General features: G+C 38.2%; 18 protein-coding genes. 15 read left to right on the forward strand and 3 right to left on the reverse strand.

Going from position 1 to position 21,106, the window contains the following annotated elements; genetic code table 11:
* The first annotated feature begins 73 nt into the window (after positions 1–73).
* The 8 genes from gorA to L865_RS23030 all read left to right on the forward strand — a co-directional run bounded on the left by gorA (position 74) and on the right by L865_RS23030 (position 8,136).
* The gene (gorA, locus tag L865_RS0103390) at positions 74–1,426 is read left to right on the forward strand and encodes a glutathione-disulfide reductase (protein WP_028771943.1); all 1,353 of its coding nucleotides are present in this window, start codon (positions 74–76) and stop codon (positions 1,424–1,426) included.
* 94 nt (positions 1,427–1,520) lie between these two features.
* The gene (locus L865_RS0103395; protein WP_028771944.1) at positions 1,521–2,720 is read left to right on the forward strand and encodes a site-specific integrase; all 1,200 of its coding nucleotides are present in this window, start codon (positions 1,521–1,523) and stop codon (positions 2,718–2,720) included.
* A gap of 25 nt (positions 2,721–2,745) precedes the next feature.
* A complete protein-coding gene (locus L865_RS23025; RefSeq protein WP_245608381.1) occupies positions 2,746–3,867 on the forward strand; it encodes a hypothetical protein in 1,122 nt (373 codons plus the stop codon).
* 34 nt (positions 3,868–3,901) lie between these two features.
* The gene (locus tag L865_RS25840; RefSeq protein WP_245608382.1) at positions 3,902–4,417 is read left to right on the forward strand and encodes a hypothetical protein; all 516 of its coding nucleotides are present in this window, start codon (positions 3,902–3,904) and stop codon (positions 4,415–4,417) included.
* An 8-nt stretch (positions 4,418–4,425) separates the two neighbouring features.
* Positions 4,426–6,510, forward strand: coding sequence for an integrase (locus L865_RS0103405; protein WP_028771945.1), 2,085 nt, complete (start codon positions 4,426–4,428; stop codon positions 6,508–6,510).
* Entirely contained in the window at positions 6,503–6,931 is a 429-nt protein-coding gene (locus tag L865_RS0103410) for a hypothetical protein (protein WP_028771946.1), read from the forward strand. Before L865_RS0103405 ends, L865_RS0103410 begins: the two co-directional genes overlap by 8 nt.
* Before the next feature lie 109 nt (positions 6,932–7,040).
* Positions 7,041–7,631: a hypothetical protein gene (locus tag L865_RS0103415; protein ID WP_157577417.1), complete on the forward strand. Its 591-nt coding sequence runs from the start codon at positions 7,041–7,043 to the stop codon at positions 7,629–7,631.
* Between the two features lie 190 nt (positions 7,632–7,821).
* Positions 7,822–8,136 carry a hypothetical protein gene (locus L865_RS23030; RefSeq protein ID WP_051484420.1) on the forward strand — a complete coding sequence of 105 codons (315 nt, stop codon included), beginning with the start codon at positions 7,822–7,824 and terminating at the stop codon, positions 8,134–8,136.
* Positions 8,137–8,440: 304 nt separating this feature from the next.
* On the opposite strand, the gene L865_RS0103430 is transcribed toward L865_RS23030, so the two are convergent.
* Complete coding sequence (locus L865_RS0103430) at positions 8,441–8,647, reverse strand: helix-turn-helix domain-containing protein (RefSeq protein ID WP_028771949.1); 207 nt, start codon at positions 8,645–8,647, stop codon at positions 8,441–8,443.
* A 128-nt stretch (positions 8,648–8,775) separates the two neighbouring features.
* Here L865_RS0103430 and L865_RS0103435 point away from each other — a divergent pair, with 128 nt between their 5' ends.
* Positions 8,776–9,315 (forward strand): hypothetical protein, encoded by a 540-nt coding sequence (locus L865_RS0103435; RefSeq protein ID WP_028771950.1) that lies wholly within the window; start codon positions 8,776–8,778, stop codon positions 9,313–9,315.
* A gap of 5 nt (positions 9,316–9,320) precedes the next feature.
* Entirely contained in the window at positions 9,321–10,739 is a 1,419-nt protein-coding gene (locus tag L865_RS0103440; RefSeq protein WP_028771951.1) for a DEAD/DEAH box helicase, read from the forward strand.
* A gap of 202 nt (positions 10,740–10,941) precedes the next feature.
* Here the strand turns inward: L865_RS0103440 and L865_RS0103445 are convergent, their stop codons facing one another.
* Together L865_RS0103445 and L865_RS0103450 are read right to left on the reverse strand one after the other, a co-directional pair.
* Positions 10,942–11,433, reverse strand: a complete 492-nt coding sequence (locus L865_RS0103445; protein ID WP_028771952.1) for a Panacea domain-containing protein — start codon at positions 11,431–11,433, stop codon at positions 10,942–10,944.
* Positions 11,430–12,398 carry a hypothetical protein gene (locus L865_RS0103450; protein ID WP_028771953.1) on the reverse strand — a complete coding sequence of 323 codons (969 nt, stop codon included), beginning with the start codon at positions 12,396–12,398 and terminating at the stop codon, positions 11,430–11,432. The genes L865_RS0103445 and L865_RS0103450 overlap by 4 nt, the downstream gene beginning before the upstream one ends.
* Before the next feature lie 587 nt (positions 12,399–12,985).
* On the opposite strand from L865_RS0103450, the gene L865_RS0103455 reads away from it, so the two are divergent.
* The 5 genes from L865_RS0103455 to L865_RS0103475 all read left to right on the forward strand — a co-directional run bounded on the left by L865_RS0103455 (position 12,986) and on the right by L865_RS0103475 (position 20,705).
* On the forward strand, positions 12,986–14,722 hold the full coding sequence (locus L865_RS0103455) for a hypothetical protein (RefSeq protein ID WP_028771954.1): 1,737 nt from the start codon (positions 12,986–12,988) through the stop codon (positions 14,720–14,722).
* A complete protein-coding gene (locus tag L865_RS0103460; protein WP_028771955.1) occupies positions 14,719–16,470 on the forward strand; it encodes a hypothetical protein in 1,752 nt (583 codons plus the stop codon). Before L865_RS0103455 ends, L865_RS0103460 begins: the two co-directional genes overlap by 4 nt.
* A 76-nt stretch (positions 16,471–16,546) precedes the next feature.
* Positions 16,547–17,185 (forward strand): hypothetical protein, encoded by a 639-nt coding sequence (locus tag L865_RS23035; protein WP_051484421.1) that lies wholly within the window; start codon positions 16,547–16,549, stop codon positions 17,183–17,185.
* Between the two features lie 191 nt (positions 17,186–17,376).
* The gene (locus L865_RS0103470; RefSeq protein ID WP_028771956.1) at positions 17,377–19,083 is read left to right on the forward strand and encodes an ATP-dependent nuclease; all 1,707 of its coding nucleotides are present in this window, start codon (positions 17,377–17,379) and stop codon (positions 19,081–19,083) included.
* The gene (locus tag L865_RS0103475) at positions 19,080–20,705 is read left to right on the forward strand and encodes a UvrD-helicase domain-containing protein (protein ID WP_028771957.1); all 1,626 of its coding nucleotides are present in this window, start codon (positions 19,080–19,082) and stop codon (positions 20,703–20,705) included. The genes L865_RS0103470 and L865_RS0103475 overlap by 4 nt, the downstream gene beginning before the upstream one ends.
* Positions 20,706–21,106: the final 401 nt, after the last annotated feature.

Here is a 21,106-nt window from a genome sequence, read left to right on the forward strand (position 1 = left end):
AAAGCTGGTTTGCAAATTTAAATGCCCCTACAATGACCAGCATCTGCATCAATGCAAAACTTTGGAGAAAGATATGGCTCAGCATTTTGACTACATCTGTTTAGGCGCCGGCAGCGGTGGCATCGCATCAGGTAATCGCGCGGCAATGCGTGGCGCTAAGGTGCTAGTGATTGAAGCAAAACACGTAGGTGGAACCTGTGTCAATGTGGGCTGTGTTCCGAAAAAAGTCATGTGGTATGGTGCCCATGTCGCTGAAGCAATGCACCTTTACGCTAAAGATTACGGTTTTGATGTTTCAGTCAATAAGTTTGATTGGAACGCGTTGGTCGATAATCGTGAAGCCTATATCGGTCGTATTCATGAAGCCTATGGCCGTGGTTTTGCCAGCAACAATGTTACCGTCATCAATGGCTACGGCCGCTTTGTTGATGGCAACACCATTGAAGTCAATGGTGAACATTACCAAGCCGACCACATTCTCATCGCCACAGGCGGCGCACCGACTATTCCTGATATTCCTGGCGCTGAATACGGTATCGATTCTGACGGTTTCTTCGCTCTGCGTGAACAACCCAAACGCGTTGCTGTTGTAGGCGCGGGCTATATCGCTGTCGAACTTGCAGGTGTGTTACACGCATTAGGCAGTGAAACCCATTTGTTAGTGCGTAAGCATGCACCTCTGCGTAACTTTGACCCTATGCTCACCGAAGCATTAACGGATGCAATGGCGACTGACGGCCCGACTTTACATACCCACAGTATTCCAAAATCAGTCAGCAAGAATGCCGATGACAGCTTGACGCTGACATTAGAAAATGGCGAGAGCATCACCGTTGATACCCTTATTTGGGCCATTGGTCGCTCACCCGCAACCGGAAACATTGGCTTAGAAAATACCGATGTTCAGCTCAATACTAAAGGTTATGTGGTCACTGACGAGCAACAAAATACGACCGCTAAAGGTATTTATTGTGTGGGTGACATTATGGAAGGTGGCGTAGAGTTGACGCCCGTTGCGGTTAAAGCCGGCCGTTTACTCTCGGAGCGCCTGTTTGGCAACATGCCAGATGCGAAGATGGATTACAGCGTGATCCCAACAGTAGTATTTAGCCATCCAGCAATTGGTACTATGGGCTTAACCGAGCCAGAAGCCATCGCCCAATATGGTGAAGATAATATCAAGGTATATACCTCTGGTTTCACCTCAATGTACACCGCCATTACTGCCCACCGCCAAGCATGCAAAATGAAGCTAATTTGCGCCGGTGACAATGAAGTGGTTGTCGGTATCCACGGTATCGGCTTTGGCATGGATGAGATCCTGCAAGGATTTGGTGTCGCAATGAAAATGGGCGCCACCAAAGCCGATTTTGATGCAGTTGTTGCTATTCACCCCACTGGCGCAGAAGAGTTTGTTACTATGTAGATCTTTTTCTGGAAAACTAAACTGTAGTTTTTGATACTCTGGAAAAACTGTATTACCCTCATTAAATATCTCACGTTTAATGAGGGTAAATTTTATGGCGTACGTTGTTGTTTCATCTTCAATTAGTGTTCCACGTATACACCCCAAGTCCTCATTAAATAAACCCATTGAACTCGATGGCTTCCCTACCTTCTACAATGCAAACCATCAATATCTGCTTCCAGTAAACCTATGGTTCAACTACCTAGTTAATATCCGAAGATCTAAGAACCTGAACTCAGCAGTCAGAGCAATAAAGCGATATTGGTCATTTCTAGAGGAACATGATTTAGAGTGGGATGCCTTTCCTCCAAGTAAGTTTCTTAGGCCGACTTACCGCTTTAGGAATGATGACTTGTTAGCTAAAGCTAGAAGTGGCGATATACAATTCTCAACTGCATCTCTATACATGCTGCATGTTATTAAGTTCTATGAATGGTGCATATCAAACAGAATGTTGCTCATTGACGAAAGATCTAAACCTTTTGAGTATGAGCTAATCCATGTTCGTAACAGAGGAATGATGAACCACTTAAACCCCCATTATGTGGTTACTAGTACAGACTTGCGCATAAAAGTTCCTAAGAAAAGTGAAATTCAATCCCTTAACCCATTAACTAAAGTTGAAGTTGAATTGTATGCCCAGGAGCTTTCCACATTTGGCATTGAGTTTATCATCCAGCAACTTCTACAAATCCATTCAGGCCTACGGATAGAGGAAGCATGCACTGTTCCTCTTTCATTGGCTTTAGAAGCATACAGCCAGAATACAAATATCGAAGTAACTATTGGCCCAAGCAATGGTGTAAAAACCAAGTATGAAAAAGAACGCAAAGTTGAACTATCAAGTAGGCTAGCAGCAATGATGAACTCATATGCCAACTCGATACGTAGGCAAAAAAGGCTTAAGGGAAAACAAAGTCCATACCTCCTTGTAACCAAAAATGGAACGCCATTTTCATCTAACAATGTCCATCAGTCTTTTCGTAGGTTACAACTAAAAATTCAAAACCAAAACAATATTTTGTTCAAGCATAAGCCCCATGATCTCAGAGCAACATATTGCACATACAGACTAGCATCATTGCTAGAGCATGGACTTCAAAAAGATGCTGTCACTCAAATGATGGCATGGATGGGACATAACAATGAAGCCACCATGTGGAAGTATGTAGATTTCCTCGAACGAGATAAAAACATCCAAAAAGCTGTCAGTTTGCTAGATCAAATATTGGAAGAGGCTGTATATGAGTGAGCGAGCGCCAATAGAGGGAATAGTGATGAAGTTAAAGGTTGGTATAGCCAAATATCAATATTTTGACTTCAACCGCTATCGATACTTTAACGTTCCAATTAAGTCGGCCCTAGCTAAAGCTCACTTTGCCAATAGAGATGAAATCGTTATACGTTGGTTTAGGGTACTAAACAATAGCCATGATCAGTCCGACAATACAAAACATGGTTACGTTAACGACGTGGCTAAGTATGTTCGTTTTGCTGATCTACATAAACTTCAGCTCGAATCTAAAGAGACCGCATCACGATGGGAACAAAATCTCATTGAGAAAGTTAGATTAGGGGCCATGCATGTAAATACTGCCCGAAAGCTCAATAGCTCAATTAAGTGCTTATTCAAACTACTGGATCTACCGGTAAAAAAATGGTTTTCATCACGCGGCCTATTTCGAAGTGAAGTAAACCCAACGGAAGGATATTCAGATAAGGAACTTAAAACGCTTCTCAGGTTACTCCACCCATTATTTCGCCAACTTCATCGCCAAATAATGGAAGCCCCAGAAGTACACATAAATGCGCAGCCAAGAGAGCATACCGCTATAGTCAATCTCCAAGGAAAAAAGATTGAAGTTGCTGGCGCCCTAACGAAGTGCTTTGGACTTGGATATTTTCTCATGTCTTACTATACATGGGGAAATATGACGACTTTACTTAAAATGAAAAAATTTAATGAAGAGAACCTAAGTAAAGGGCTTGTTTATTCTCAAAGTGTTTTTAAATCAAGAGCAAACAAATATGTCACTATATCCATTGGTGATAATAACACGCAGCATATACCTAAGCACGCCCTATTATTTATAGAGAAATTGTTGCAGTTAAGCAGAGTAGTCAATTCAAACGACGATCATCTATTTTTCCAAGTGAGCAGAGGTAAAACTGCTCCGGTAGAACCATCTCATTTGCGTTCTGTTACCAATTGGCTGTTAGAGTGTTTTAACCCTCTAGATGAAAGAAACCAGCCATTACGCCCATTAGCTAAAAGGTTTAGAGCATCTGGCAGCGCACGTTATCTTGATATCACTGGCGATACTGTTGGAACAGCCTTCTTGATGGGGAATACCCCCCCAAACCTTAAGTCGTCACTATACCAAAGGCAGTCAGATTGATAACAAGAAGCAATTACAAGCTGCCGCTCACACTATGGAAGCAATGGTAAAATGCTCAGATTTGTCTGAGTCCAAAGAGTATGCAAAAAAGCAGCTTGATGTCGAAGTACTCCCTCATGAAGCATTTTTACAGAAATACTCTCGAGTTCACAACAAGCCTCAAAAAACGGTAATTGGTTCCGGTTGTAAAAAGCCACTTGGCGCAGAAGCTGATATCTATCGTAAAAAAATGAATTTCAGCCCTAAAACACTAAATGTAGATCATCTAGCTTGCTCTGATATTCTCAAATGTTTTAGTTGTTCAAACCAAGTCATCATAGAAGAAGTAGAGGATATTTGGTGCTTACTTAGCTTTAAAGAAGCAATCAATGAATCAATCCGCGACCATATCAATAGCACTCAATTCGTCAGGAACTTCAAAGATCTAATAGATAAAATAGACTTCGCTATATTTTCAGTAGCTCCTGCAGTAAGACGCAAAGCGACAAGAAAACTAAAACAAGAAGGCCGCCATCCCATCTGGCCAGAGAATATCAATTACTTGTTCTAAGGAGATAAATGAGAGTTTTATTAAACCTACCAGGTGAAGTGTTAAAAGAAAATTTAGATGGCTTTAATAATATTATCGCTCTCTATAAGAATGACGATGCTCGCGGTCTTGCATCCATACCTGTAACGAAAGATCACACTGGCGCCAACAAGAGTTATTTTGCCGATGATGAATGGGATATGGTTGCATATGTAGATAAAAAAATAACAAATAAAAATAAATTATTCTTTTCAGAAATCAATTCGGAAAAACTTGTAAATGAGTTCAAGCTTATTTGCTTCACATGGATGTATACACCCGCAGCACAACGCAGAACAACACCGTTAAAGCCAACATCATTAATTGCACTTCATAGCAAGTTAACTCAGGTCTATAAATTTCTAGACAAAATGAAGTGGGATAGCATAGCGGTTTTATCACACCCAGTCTCATTTTATGAGTTTTGTAATTATATTGAAGAGCAAAAATATAGTCTTGGCAATGCTGAACATATTTTTTCAATATTAAATCGAGTGGAGTTATCCCACGAATATTTACCCATTCAATTGATCATACCAACAGAGCAAAGTGGTGTTGAGCTAGCAAAAGAGTACTGTTGTCCTCAAAAAAATAAAGCTGATCAGTTCTATGCTATCCCAGCAGGACTAATGGAAAAAATATACGGTAAGACAATCGAATATGTTGAAGAGTTTCACCCTCACAAGGAGCTTCTTTGTGAATTGGCTACAGAGCTTCGGAAAAACTATGAATTAGGCAAGCAGTATGTCAACAAGAAGATTGACTCAGGTACTTGGAATTGGATAGACAGAAGCTCGCCGAATTACAGAATTGAAGTGAGCAAACATCAGCCTCAACGATATCAAGCAATTATAGAGTCTTTCCTCACTGGAACAGCATTAGAGAAGTACATCATGACAGGTATTGGTAGCTTCACAGCTTGGCTAGTGAGAATACAAACAGCTTGTTATATTGTTTGTGCAGCCTTCACTGGCATGCGTAAGAGTGAACTTTATGGACTTCATAGTGACAGCTTCATTAAACGCGAGTTTAATAATAAAACAATTTATAGCGTACAGTCATACCAACATAAAATGACGCAAAGTAGAGGTCAAAAAACCGAATGGGTAACCTCACCTATTACTAAAAAGGCAATCGAATTAGCGGAAGCACTCACTCGAGACATGAGAAACCAGTTACTTTGCAGTGACAGCCCTATGAAAAACCAAGAAGCCAGCTGCCTTTGGTTAACTCAATCACGCAAGAAAAAATTACCAAATATCAGATTTGAGGGTCATCTCCGCTCTCATTTTAATGCTTTAGCCCTAGAAGCAGGAGCTATCATTGATGAGCATTCTCTTGAAGAATTTAAACTCATCAACCCCAACCGTAATCCTTTGAACGCGGATAGAAGAATTCGTCTCGGGAAAATATGGCCCTTAACAACCCATCAATTTCGTCGAACTTTTGCAGTATTTGTTAGACGTCATAATCTGTGTTCCGTAGTCGCAGTAAAAGACCAATTCAAGCACTTAGATATACCAACTACAGACTGGTACGGAGAAGGTAGTTCTGCAGCACACCTTCAAGGGATTGAATCAGACCATGATCTTAAAAGCCTAATACTAAATGTGGCCAATGAGATAACCACCGATAATTTTTATAAATGGTATAACTCTAGCGAAGTACTTTATGGGAAAAGAGGCCTAGAAATTTTAAAGGAGCGAGCGAGTATCCCAAAAGATTTAAAATCTTGGGAGCAAATTAACGAACATGTAAAAGCTGGTAGGTTAAATTTAGTGGGAACGCTTCACTCATATTGCCTTGCTGGCTATGATTGCAGAATGGATAAGGTCACTTCCCCTGCAAACTGCTTTAAGTGTGAAAACCAGTTAATTGACAAAGATAAAGCTCAAAGCTGGATCGAAAGACACAAATGGGCCACTGATCAAGTACTCTATTTGGACAGTGTTGGCAGCTTAACATCTTCAATGTTTAGCCATTACATCACTCAAATTAGGGCCGCTGAAAAGGTAATGCACTTCTTTAAAATCCCTCATGATAAATTTGACCCAAAAGGTACGAACTATGAGTAAATCACAAGTCACTCTTATAAACCTTGAAGAAGCCTTAGACCGTATCTTAACTAGGCAAACTCGAATAATTCCCTCAACTCAAAAACTATCGGTAAAGGCTGTCGAAGAAGAAGCAGGGCTTGGTAATGGTTCAGCTTACTACTACAAAGATTTCGTTAAAAAAGTTAAGGATTGCGCGGTAAAAAACTCGCCTAAAGCTAATGCTCAAAATGCGTACGAAGAAAAAATAGCCAATTTGCGTGAACGATTAAACAATGAAACTCGGCTCAAAGAAAAGTACCGAAACCAGGTGGGTGAATTGAAAACACAGCTAGCAAATATGGCAAGTCAACATAATGAGCTAGCTCTCACCATTCAGCAATACCAGTATCAAGTTGCAGAGTTAGAGACAAGCAACACCCTATCAATGAAACGTTCATAGGTACCTTCCCAGGAATACTACCGCAGACGATAAAGATTTAGCTTTGTGCAAGAACAAGTTTGGTGAAATAATCATTTCCCCCTCAAACAAGTATTTTTTAACTTTAAATATGAAATCAAGCAGTAAAAAACAACAAGTTATCAATATCAAATTATTCATAGCTATAGCTATCTTGGCTGTTGTAATGCCAATCGGCTTATATATTGATAACTTTGGTGTTGGGTATTGGTCGAACCATACACATTGGGCTGAGTTAGGGTCATTTTTTGGCGGTATATTAACCCCTATTCTTACTTTTATTTCAATAATTTTGATTTTACTTCAACTAAGAACAATGAATAAAGGTCTTCAAGTTGAGAGGGATTATCGAAGAAATGCTGATGGAAATAGTGAAATTGATTACTTTCTTGCACTCACAAAAAGTAAACTGGTAACTGACAAGGGCTTAATCAAACTTTCTTGTATCAATTGTGATGATGAAAATGCTCGTCTTACTCCATCACAAAGCGATTTAGCTCAACTTTGGAACTGTATTTATATAGCGCTAATGTCACTTGACAAAGATGGAGATTACGGCCCACAACACCAAAAAGCTACTATAAAGATCTCTGCAGTCTTAGGTCGAGAGACATGTGCTGCTTTAGATTCCTATTTGAGAATTGCTAGTGGAAACCGTAGAGGTGGAAACTTCCACTTTTAAGATATTATCAGAGGGGGCGGTATAAATGTTACGAGCAATGGCTCTAGGAAGCAAAGAGGCTGAATCACGTTAGAACATAGAGTCTAACTAATCTAAAATGAATCGGCTAACTACTTAAGGCTTGCCTCATTCACATCAACCAATTAATGTAGCTTTCTGGCTCATATGTTTGGATTATTAATAGGTGTTTATGGACGAACCAAATATTAACACGATACGAAAAAACTTGGGGGTGGAAGAACATATCCCATTCTTTGGTTACTTGATTTATCGAGCAGATTCAGATGAATTTTTAGCAAAATTCGACATTTCACCCGAACGTGTTCTTAAGGGATGGCATAAACTCCCTGACCAAGCCAAACCATTTAAAAAAGTACTCGAAGCCAATCGGGTGTGCCAACAACTTGAGCTAGACCCAAATATCTGCGAAATAGTAATTGGGTTCGATTTGGGCAAACAAATCGCAGTGGGACCATTGGATAACGATATAGTAAGTGAGAATTAAAAATGTACTTCTTGATTACTATGCACACAAAACCTAGATTCTACGATCATACATGCCAGCAAATTCTTCCAGAATTAGACTACATTGAGTCGCTTACTAAGACGTTTATTCATAACGGTGAAATTCGTACAGTAAAATTATCATCCACAAACTTCATGAGTAGTGAGAATGATTGGATGGTTGCTTGCCCAAGGAAAGCAATTGAACAGTTACGAGAGCTAGGTATACATCCTTTCAAAACAAAAAATGAGGCTCGAGAGTTTGCAAAGCTCAAGCAGCTAGACTCATTTCGATATTTAAAAATTTAAGGTAGCAACTCCCTTACGTCACAACCTAAAACTTCAGCCAACTGATAAGCCTTTTCGAGCGTGATATTGACCTCCCCGCGCTCTATTCGACCTGCATAGCTGCGATCAATCTCAGCTAAAAGTGCCAATTTATCTTGAGATATTCCCAACTCCTTGCGTTTGTTCCGTAAATTTAGGCCAAATTGGATTGCTAAGTCTTTCATTTTTCATCTCGTTAAAGATAAAGACTATCCAAAGTTGCGGCTTACAAAGCCACGGATTATAATCCGCATTTAGTTTGTATTGTTTTCCTACTCCTTAGAGCTAGTGATTAACACCTTGTGAGAAAGTCATGCCGAAAGTTTCAATCAAAATATGCACTACGTTGCATACTATTCTCCAGGACGAGAACTTTAATAATTTCCAAGTAGTGCAGTTACGCGATAGATTTTTGGCTGCCTCGACTAACAAGCAGAGTGTTAGCGAAGCATATAAATTTATCTATAGGCAGGTCAGTAGACTCGTTAAAAAAGGAGTCTTAAAAAAGAATAAGAGTGAGGACTCAAAAAAAGCAACATATCAAAAGGCGCAGCAATTCTATCAAACCAACTTCGTCATAAATGAGCGTACTGACGATGACCGGCACCCAGAAAAATTGCTAGATAATACTGAACAAGCTGCTGTCCAGCAGTTAAAAGAACGCCTTAAGCAATCAGAAGTCGATCTGCTTACAAGCATTGGCGAGTCGGAAGAATACATGCGGCTATACAAATACTTCCCAGAGATGAAGGAACACCTTGAGTCGCAGTACATGCTAGCTCGAGAAAATAGCTCAAAACTACTTGGGCAAATCAAAGCTATCAAATCAGTACTCTCGCACCAACAGAAGTAACTCTAATGCAATTAAGACAATGGCAATCAGAGTGCGTCAATCGCGCTCTAGAGCACTTTCATGCCAATCAAAGACACTTCCTATGTTTAGCTACTCCAGGGGCAGGTAAGACGATTATGGCGGCAGAGGTAGCAGCGGAATTATTCGAGCAAGATCTTATTGATTTTGTATTGTGCTTTTCTCCTTCAGTAAACATCTCGCAAGGTATTCAAAAAACATTTTCACACCGGCTGGAATGCCGCTTTGATGGTGTAATTGGTTCAGTAGGCTGTTCATATACCTATCAAGGTATGCTCTCTTTCAAAGAAGACTTCTGGCAGCTACTAAAAAGAAATCGAGTATTGGTAATCTTTGATGAGATCCATCATTGCTCTGGTAGTACTCTTGAAGATGCCAACGCTTGGGGAGAGGAGATCTTACTCAACATACAAGATCAAGCGCAATATACCTTAGCGTTAACAGGTACACCTTGGCGCTCAGATCAAGCTCCGATTGTTTTATCTCACTATCTAGACCCAGATAACAAAATTCAATGTGACTATATTTACGGTTTAAAAGAAGCCGTGAGGGATGGTGTTTGCCGGAACCCAAAAATAGTATTAATTGATAACGAAGAACTATCAGTTACAAACCAAGATCATGAGATCCAAACTTTTAGTAGTTTTGATGACTTATTTAAAGGGTCATCAATTTCATACCAATCGGTCATCAAAAATGATATAGCAATCCATCATATTTTAAACCTAGCAATAGATAAGCTAACAAGTATCAGACTGCTAAATCCTGATGCTGCTGGGCTAGTCGTCGCATCTTCAATTGAACATGCTGTCTATATTTTAAAAATACTCAATGATACGTTCCAACAAACAGCTACAATTGTCACTTATCAGGAAGTTACCCCATCGGACAAAATCAACAAATTTAGGCATGACAATACACAGTGGATAGTTAGTGTGGGAATGATCAGTGAAGGTACTGATATTCCAAGGTTACAGGTTTGCTGCCATCTCAGTAGAGTGAAAACTGAATTGTACTTTAGGCAAATCTTGGGGCGTATTTTGCGAACCACTAGAGCTTTAGATCAACAAGCTTGGCTCTTCACTTTTGCAGAACCCAAACTTGCCAAATTTGCACATAGAATTGAGCTTGAACTTCCTGATAGCGGTGTTGTGATTAGGAAGTCTAAACCTAGCAATCACCCCGTTCTTAAAGCTTCTATCTATGATAAAAGAGCAAACCTGCTTCCAAATAAATCATATAGTTTTGCGCTAAGTCTTAGAGACATGTTCGATAAAAAACAGGCAAATTCACTCCCAACTCAAACCATTGAAGATGTTCATTTTCCCAGTTCAACCAACCAATCAATGGAGATCTTAGGAAGGTTCAGAGAGAAGGTTGTTTCTACTTTTGATTCACCATTTTAAAGCTATACAACTAGAATATGGTGTCACCATAAAACTAAAAAGAAGCTCTTTGAGAATGCTCAATGTTTTACCTTCTAAGAAGAGTAAGCTCGACTCACTAACAAGCTTTCAGCCAAAACTGGTTAGAGCCTAAGTTTTAACTAAGACACATGTTTGTTATAAAGTTATAGACCAAATTAAGATGCTAGAGCTCGCTTCTCACTTATACGCCTGATTTACCAGCCTTTTTAAGGCTTTCTTCGTTATATTTATTTGCCAAAGATACTAAATCAAATGTCGAATATCTTTCTTTCGTTTTGACAGGATAAGTTGAGTAAACATAATCAACAAAGTCATTAAAATACATAGATTTAGTCTTGTTAACTACTGCATTCAAAATCTCTTTCTCACGCTTTTTTAAATCAATATCTTCAACATCACCTTTGTAAGAAATCACATATTTTGATGTCCCATACATAGTATTTTGATGCTCAATTTTAAATCCATGTGCACTATGTGCTGCATCAACAACATCATCAACATATGGCCCGTAATGGTTAAAAACCCACTTAATACTTGTTAATTGCTTTCCATCTAGTAATGCAGAAAACCAATCCGCCAAATACACCATTTTAGTCAATCTGGCTTTGGTTATTTCTGACTTATGAGGGTACTCCAAACATAGAAAAGCAATAATTCGTTGCAGCTTTTTCATTCTTCAGCCTCCATCATTTGAAAAAATTCATCTTCAACAGAGATGGTTTTACCTTCTCTCTTAATATTAACTTCCTTGTCAAATAATAAACTGTCTCGAACAAATTTAGATAATTGCCCTTGATGGTCTTTGCAATAAGAATCTATGTTCTTACTAAGTTCATTATCAAGAAAATCAGTTTCTGTTCCTTCAAAAACAATAACGCCAATATGAATATCAGCATCAATAATGGCTTTAGCGTAATACCTACAACTTTTCATAGTTAAAGAGTGAATTTTTTCTTGTTCATAACCATATGCGTCTGAAAGGTAGCTGACATAATCATCCTTAGTTGAATGTGGACAATTACTCTCGACATGATGCTCATGCTCCCACGCTCTACTTATAACCCCCTGATTAAGAGGGAATTTCTGCCTATGAACTTTGGAGTAGGTAGGATTCTTAGAGTATCTTTCTAAAAGATAAAACTCTTCAGCATGTTCATAATAAATGGTTACCCTAGAGTTACTATCAAGTCCTAAAAATTTTGACATCCCTTTCAGCCACGTTTGTACAAGTTCACCATGAAGCCCAATTATTCTTGACTGGCGCTCCTGTAACTCCTCTTGATTTGAATTCAAAGCACTTTTAGTATCATTTAACTCTTCATTTTCAGTCTGCAACTCAACCATCTGTTGCTTTTGACGATCTTGGTCTTTGTATGTTCCCGTCGCCCCCAATAAAAATAGAGCCCCACCAGATATCAAGGCTGTGTTGGGGTTATATATAATTAGCCAAGCACACGAGAAAAAACCCGAAGCGGCCCCCCAATCGGTGGAAAAAGTGTAACTACCAGCAAATGCGCTACCGACCGTTAACAACACAGTTCCTATAGCCGCACACAAAATGAATAAACCTTTCCCAACTCCATCGCCAAGCTCTTTGAAAAAGTCAGAGCTTCCACTAAAACCAAATTTTTTGAACAAAGATAGGCTCCTTTTACATGTTCAAATATACAGTACCAGAGCTCGAGTATTGAAACCATACTCACGAACTAAAACGTTTGTATGGCACAAACCGTATTCAGCTACAGCCTCAATAACACTCTTAAATACTTGAAAATTAGTCATATGTCATTGATCAAAACGCGAATGCATAGTTTCTGCGGCTATTATCTAAATATAGTAAAACATAATCAATTGATTTTACTTATCTCAATGGAAAAGCAAGTAAAAAATTGAGATTAAAACTTTCGAGATAATACTAGGGGTCGATACCCAGTTTCTAGATGGACAACTGATATTAGAGAATCCATGAGCCAACGCAACCTCGTCATTTGAGGACCCTATGCACAGTGTTCAACGGTATATGAACACACTAAATATTGAATAGAAACGTCATAAATCACTATGCACGGCGCTTCCTTTTAACTAACGTTAAATTATTGAATAATTCATTTTGCAACAAGTGTTTAGCAGTGATACATTAATGAACTTAGTATCCGAAATCGTTATTACATTGCAGTTAGATAACCTGATAACGGCGTGCTTAGCTTACAAGTGAAGGAACGACTGTGGATGATCTAAAAGAAAAGATAATAAAAGCTACTAAGGACGGTACTTTTTTCGAGCTCATCGGCGAAGAATACTACCAAGACCATAAAAACGATAAACTGCTTCCTAGTATTTTATCCAAATTACATAACGAAGGAATCTTCGATTTAGTTCAGATTTTTAGAAGTTTAGAAAACTCTCAAGAAAGGCATGACTTTTTCTCTGTTCGGCAGATATTCGGAGATATATTACCAAAAATTAATGCGCCAGTTAAAAGTGTAGCGGACAGTGTGAAACACTTAACTCTTGAAGCGGGGATAGACGGAGCAGCCTATTGGATTTTAGGACCATTTCAAGAATTTTGTAAAAAAGACTCTAAACGTCCTAAACAACTATTAGATATTTCATTAACTGATATTGACGAGAATTTTGACCACTTATCTGTAGCCCTTATATCTGGAGCTCAGTTAAATGAATCACTTTATGCAAAAAAAGCTATCGATTTGGTAACTCACAGCAATGAATTAGTGAGGCAGCGTGCAACTTTCGCTTTGGGACGCATTCAGTATATTGACCAAATTTTAGCAAAGGATGCAGTGCTAACAATAAAACAAGCATCAAAGAACAATAGCTCAGACTTGCTCTTAGCAACATCAATGAATGCTCTGTTTTCCTTAGTACTTCAAGAACCATCGCTAGAGTGCCATTTTGTCGAAGTTCTGGAAGATCAAAAAGATTTTTTTGGTGAACGATATGTGCATACTTCAGCAGAAATTTTGTTTCGGGAAGGAGGTAAAATCACCGAGGGGGTTGAGTCTTATTTACTTGATATTTGTTGTCATACCAAGCCTGAGAACAAAGACACAATTGATAAAATTGATTATGCATTAGCGCGACTAGTTAAAAGTGGGAAGTTTGATACTTGCGTAAGCTTTTTAGAAAAGTTTTTTTCGAAAAGCAGTTATGAAGCACCAGTGAAACATTTTGACAGCTTTATTAGAGAGATCCATCAACATAAAGAAACCTACCTTTCATCACTGGTAACTAGGTGGCTGCTATCTAAAAACGTTAAATTAGGGAAGTATTGCACCCACTTACTTAAAGGCTCAGATGAAGGAATTTGTTTAAGCTTTGACAAAACGTACTTAACTAACCAAGAAAAAGGTGTTTATTTATTTCTCGCAAGAAAAGCGTGTGGTTGGTTTTTTGTGCAACCAAAAACGGCAATAAGTTTGATCGAATCACTATTAGATGATGCCCCGGATGAAGAATTAAAAGACATTCAGCATCTAGTATTCAACCCTTTGCTCATCAGTTATCCAGGTAGTATCTATAAACACCTAGAAGGACTAAGGATCTCAAAAAATGCAAAAGCCTTAAGATTAGCAGAAGATGTATTAGTCCAGTTTGGTTCTTATCAAAAAGCTTTAAAAGCTGCATCAGGTATTCATGAATTAAGGCCGAGTGAACAAGATAGACATACTTATTGGAAACACCATCAAAGGATTATGGATGCATCGATGAAGCAAGCAAGGAGCAAGTCAATTTTCTCTTCATTATTTTTCGGAAATGAGTCAGTTCTGTTGTATGGCAATAAATTCATACATTACATTCATCATGGTGATGAAAAAAACCGACAAGAAATTCCGCTTCAAGAACTAAGTCATTCTGTCGAAATAGCCTCAATGCATAACTTAGACCCACATAGCCTTGAAAACATGATACGCCAATTCAGAGTAGAGGGGTGTCATTCATGAAATTAGTTATTAGACAATATCTAGCGTCACTTAAGGAACGCGGTGAACTAGATGCGTTATTGCCAGACTTGCTATCTCAAATAGGGTGCGAAGTGTTTCTCAAACCTGGTATTGGAAGCAGGCAATACGGTGTTGACGTCGGCGCTTACGGGAAGCTCTCAGAAGACTCAGAAAATAAAGTTTACCTGTTTTCAGTCAAGTCCGGGGACTTAAATAGAAAAGATTGGAGCAGCGGTAATCCACAGGACCTAAGGCCATCGATAGAAGAAATAATCGACGTGTTTATACCAACAAGAATACCCGTTGAGTACAAATCTGAACCCATTGAAATATGTTTGTGTTTTGGTGGTGAAGTAAAAGAAGAAGTTAGAGCTAATGTTAGTGGTTTTTTGGAAAAACATAAATCTAATGAATTAAGCTTTTCTGAGTGGAATGGTGATCGCTTAGCTGCGCTTATAGAGAAGCACTTATTAAAAGAAGAATTATTACCTGAAAACTGTCGAGGCTTACTAAGAAAGTCATTAGCGATGATTGATGAACCAGACATTTCATTTAAACATTTTAGTCAACTCGCTTATCGCCTTACGAACACTGAGGGGAAAAAACCTAAACAAACTTTAACTGCTATTCGCCAACTCTACCTATGTCTTTGGATTTTGTATTCGTGGTGTCGAGACGAAGACAACCTAGAAAGTATATTTTTATCTACAGAGCTTTCGCTGCTGAATGCTTGGGAAGCTGCAAAATTTGCATTTGATAAAAAGAACAAACTTGCAATAGCGACGCTGGAAACATTGAATTCAATTCAGATATTAAATATGAAAGTTTCAAAGAGTTACTTAGAGGAAAAAATCATTCCTCATGCTGGTAATTTATATGCATTATCACATGCAGTGAAGCCTTCCTGTGCCGTTGATGTAAATCTGAAACTTTTTGATGTTCTTGGCCGATTAGCTTTAGGAGGTTGCTGGGCCTATTGGTATTTGGCCCAAACAAACGAAGAGGATACACACACTCTCGAATATTTCTCAAATATCGTCTCTAAATACCAAGAATCAATAAAAAAGCTAATTGTTAATAATCCCGCTTTGTTTACCCCATACAAAGACGAACAAGCAATAGATCTTGTTATAGCGATGTGGTTTTTATCTTTAAATGTGAAGCATTGGAGCGATATTCATGCATGGTTAGTGAACATAACCCAGAATATCTATCAGATGCTTGAGCTACATGACAACTACCCCACAACAATTCAAACTTATGCAGAATTGATTGAGCATCCAGTTGAAAAAAATGAAGAATACAGAAAAAGCGTAACAAAAGGCTCAATATTATACCCTTATATCTCAGCTTTTTCTGCCGTTATGGGGTTTCAGGAACCATATGAAACAGTAAAAAAAATAAAAGAAAAGTTCTTGCCTCACTGTAATTTTCAAGTTTTCTTTTTCGATGAAGAGTCAGAAAAGCATTTTTACCGATTCGATAAAATGCACGGAGCAACATTGTCTGATGTGTGTGTCACTGAGCCACCGAAAGAATTAATTAAACAACTTAATGATGAATGCCAGCAATCCGACAAAGTATATGAGCTTAGTGCGTTTAAATATTCACTTTGGCCAATAATCTTAATGGGGTGTCGGCACTACCGATTACCAGTGCCAATGCACTTTATTCTTGACCTCTATAAGCATACTCAAAATTCTGAGGAAGTTAGCACAGTGGACTCAACAGTGAGCGTGGCTGAATAAACGGATGGTTCTAAGTATATACGGCCAATACAATCGACTGATTCAAGGTGTTTTTTTCTATTTAAGGGTAAGGTTCATGGACTATTCAAACGTACCGCTGGCCCCCATAGCTACGGTGGTTGCAGCATTAATTACAGCACTTATTGCCTTTGTAAATCTTACTCTCAGTAAGGAACAAAAAACTTCAGAGTTCAGGCAAGCGTGGATAGATGGAATGCGAGCTGATTTAGCTATCTTTTTTTCATCTGCACGCGCTCTTTGTCGGGTTATGCAAGAAGCAAGAAGTCCGAATAGCTCAGATGATGACGTTCAGTGCTTTAGGTTCAGTAAAGACCAAGTTAGTAAAATGCGATTTGATGGTGCTGAAGCGCTGTATCGTATTAAGCTAAGACTAAACACTAGTGAAACTGAACATGTTGAATTGAACCGTTTACTTAATACAGCAACAGCAATACAGAATGAAATAAACATAAATAAAGGTCAAGATTACTCCAAAGCCCTTGAAGCAATCGAGTTAGCTTCCACTCATTCTCAAAGAATTTTGAAAAGCGAATGGGAAAGAGTTAAACGTGGTGAAAAATCATTTCAAGTAGCTAAAAACTGGGTAATGCCATTAATAATGGCATTATCTCTAGTTTTCATTACAGCCTTATTGTTTAGTTCACCTGGACCTGTAAAGCCACCTCAGTCTATGGCTACAAAGTTTGCTGATTAGCAAGTCTATCAAAAGTAACTTTAATACTAAATCGAAGTGTTTTTATTGCAATACACTTTTAACCAAAAAACCCGACTTTCCAAAAGCTTAAAATGCGACATGCCGTTTATACATGTGACCCTCATATTACGTTTTTAAAAAGTAAATGAGATAAACCCTAAAGTAACTTTTATAAATTGAAGGATAACAACGTGAAAGTTTCATCACTACATTTGAAGGGCTTTAGAAATTTCAAAGATGCTCATATTAACTTCAAAGCTAGCAGCCTTGTTGTTGGCTCAAACGATATTGGCAAAAGTAATATGCTTCATGCATTACGGATAGTTCTTGATAAAAGCTTATCTGAAGCAGATATAGAGCCATCTGAACTAGACTTTCACATCAATGCTAATGAAATTTGTGATACCGTAGAAATCACTATCAAATTTGACCAGATCATTGAAGATGCAGTCATATCGGTCTTGAAAGGCAATGTTAGTGATGATGGTGAAACATACATAAGATATAGTGCTCAAAAATCAGACTTAAGCTACAAGTTATTTGTGGGACATTCGTTAGAAGATCTACAAGAGGTATCAAGTAGATTTTATCTTAAATATGTAAATTTGAAGTATATCCAGTCCCAACGAGATCTTGAACGCTTTATTCGTAAGGAAAAAAAGCAGCTCTTACGTATTGCACAACAGTTATTGAGCGAAGAAGATATTGAAGCCGATGAGGAACTTTTTTCAGAAATAAGTCAAGACCTCTCGACACTTAATGGGAAAGTTTCCCAACTTAGATATGTAACATCTGCTACCAGCGACGTGAACGAAGAGTTAAAGAAGTTAGCTCATCACTACGCTGACTATGAAGTTCAACTAGATACAGGAGCTATCGAAGTAAATGATTTTATTGACAAACTTCAGTTGGGTGCAAAATCAAATGGCTCAAATGTTATGCTTGGTGGGGATGGGAGAAACAATCAAATACTTTTAGCTTTATGGAAAGCTAAAAGTGCCATTGAACATGATCTAGATAATGAGGTCGTTTTCTATGTGATTGAAGAGCCTGGAGCCCACTTACACCCGCATCAGCAAAGAAAGCTTGCTAGCTATCTCACCAAAGAGCTTCCTGGTCAAACGATTATTTCATCTCACTCACCTCAAATAACAGTCAATTTTAAGCCCGACTCTATTGTACGACTCCGCACTAAAAATGGGGCAACTGTTGCAGCTAGTGAAGGGTGCTCTGATTGCATAGCTGAAGGCTGGGAGGATATGAGTTATCGTATGAGTATTTTGCCAGCAGAAGCCTTCTTCTCAAGTGGTATATTTTTAGTTGAAGGGCCATCAGAAGTACTTTTTTACCATGAGCTAGCTGAACAGTTAGACATTGACCTAGACTTTGAAAACCTTTCGATTCTGTCAGTGGATGGTATTTCATTTAAAGTTTATATCGAAATTTTGAATGCCTTAGAAATACCTTGGGTAATGAGGACAGATAACGATATCTCAAAAATCCCCAACAAAGATCAGTGGCAATATGCGGGAATTAATCGTTGCTTAAGGCTGGCTAACATTGAACCATTCCTGCATAGTGAAATAATGGTTAAACCACAAAAGACCATTGAAAGCGGTGAGTGGGAATCTGTATCAGACAATGTAAATGATAAAGGAATATTTTTATCTAAGATTGATTTAGAAACCGATCTCATAAATGAGCTCTCTGAGCCAATCCTTTTAGCACTGGGAAAAACAACTATACCTAGTGCAATTGACTACCTTCAAAAGAAAAAGGCACTTCGTATGCGCACTCTATTGAAGCATATTAGGCCCGACTTGAATCAACTAAGTGAAGGGGAATTAGCCAAACCACTAAGCAAGCTTGTGGAAGTCAGCAAAGAGGTAAGTATATGAGCGCTTTCACACCTACCGACCAACAAAAAGATGCCATTAACTACAAAGGAAATATGGTTATTACTGCTTGCCCAGGAAGTGGTAAAACAACTGTGATTAAGGAGAAAATCCGACAAATAACTCCTGAGCTACTAAACCATAAAGGCATCATCGCTATTACTTTTACTAGAAAAGCGAGTCTCGAATTAAAAAATAGATGTAAGCTTAATGCACATGACACAAAACAAAGCTTTTTTGGCACCATTGATAGTTTTTGCTACAAAGAGCTCATTCTTCCTTTTTTATCAAGAGTTTGGGATGGTTCACCGAATAATTGCCAAGTAGTTAAACGCTTACAAACACCTTATAAAAAATACTTAGCTGATGTCTATGAAAAGTCACCTAGTCTGGAGGATTTGAATAGTGATAAAGGATTTAAGCGTCTATTTGACGATGAAATTTTGTGGATGAGCTCCTTTGCGGCGATTGCACTACATATTTTAAATGAGTCCTCAGCTGCACAGCGTTACATAAAGGCAAAATACTCACATATATTCATTGATGAATATCAGGATACCTCCAAAGCTCAACATCAATTATTTTTGAAGCTTTTTGAGCTAGGACTGATTGCTACAGCTGTTGGTGATATACAGCAGTCTATTTTTGAATTTCGCGGAGGCTCACCGGAGCTATTGAAGCAACTTTCTGATAACGAAGATAATTTTAAACATTTTGAAATCACTATTAATCATCGTAGTCATCCTTCAATAATTAACTACGCCTCCAGGCTACTAAACCCAGATTTTCAACTATTGGAATATGAAGGAGATGCCCGAGTACATCAACTTGAGCTTGATGGAAACCTCAAAAATGTTGGAGAACAAATATCAGTGTGGGTTACCGAACTACTAAAGAGTGGCGATATAGATACTCCTTCAGAAGTTGCGATCTTAACGAGAAAGATAGACTCTATAAAACTACTGTCTACGGGGCTTGAAGTGAATCACCGAGTTTACGTTGACTCCCCACTTGATGAGCTAGGAACTGCCTGTGCAGACCTATATTCAGATCTACTTGCATTTAGTTTAGGAACCATCCCAACAGCTCAAGATTTAATTGATAAACAATTTCAATTTATCAATTCAAAAAAGCAACACATAGCTAATTTTAGAACACATTTACTGAACTTAAAAAACGAGCAGAATATCGATGAATTTATCAACAAATGTCGTAATCTTGCTTTGAACCTACAAATAGATGACACTCACGATTCTGATAATGTATTAAAGCAAATCTTAGAACACGAAGAGCAACTTAAACTATTCAAACCAATAGATAAAAATGAAGTACAAGTCATGACTCTACATAAATGCAAAGGACTAGAGTTTAAAGTAGTTTTCCACCTCGATCTTGAAGACTGGGTTTTCCCTTTTAAGAGGGTTATTGATAGTGATTGGGACAACCCAATTTACCCAAACTTAATTCAAGAAAAAAACTTGCATTATGTTGGAATAACAAGAGCTGAAAATGACTGCGTGCTCATTCAAGCAGGGTTAAGAAGAAATAGTTTTGGTGAATTCAAAGTCTCCAAACCATCATGCTTTCTAACACTTCCTCAGCTTGAGGGGCTTTACCAACAGTAATATATGAGACCCGTTTTTTTAGAAAATAATTTCAGTTAAACTGAAAAGGTTTTAGCTAACCTATATACAGAACTGAATTGATTACAGTCACCGGCGTCAGTTGAACTTAACAAACCACAATTCAGGTGCATCGGAAAATAAGGTGAACGTCTAATAAATGTATCAAGTTTTTTCTGTAGAATGCTAAGTTCTGCTAAAAAGGCTTACCAAAATTTAGAGAATAGAGTCTGGAAAATATATTTTCCAGACTCTATTTTTCTCAAAATTCTTTTAATTTTTTTACTTTTTTGGAAAAACGCTACAAAGATAGAGTGGGCATGGGTTTCCAGATTTTTTCCAGACTATGATATAAATAGTAAGAGCATTACCATGCGCTAACGACGATGTTTGGCTAACCTATT

The sequence above is a fragment of the Shewanella waksmanii ATCC BAA-643 genome, assembly GCF_000518805.1.
GTDB classification, from domain to species: Bacteria; Pseudomonadota; Gammaproteobacteria; order Enterobacterales; family Shewanellaceae; genus Shewanella; species Shewanella waksmanii.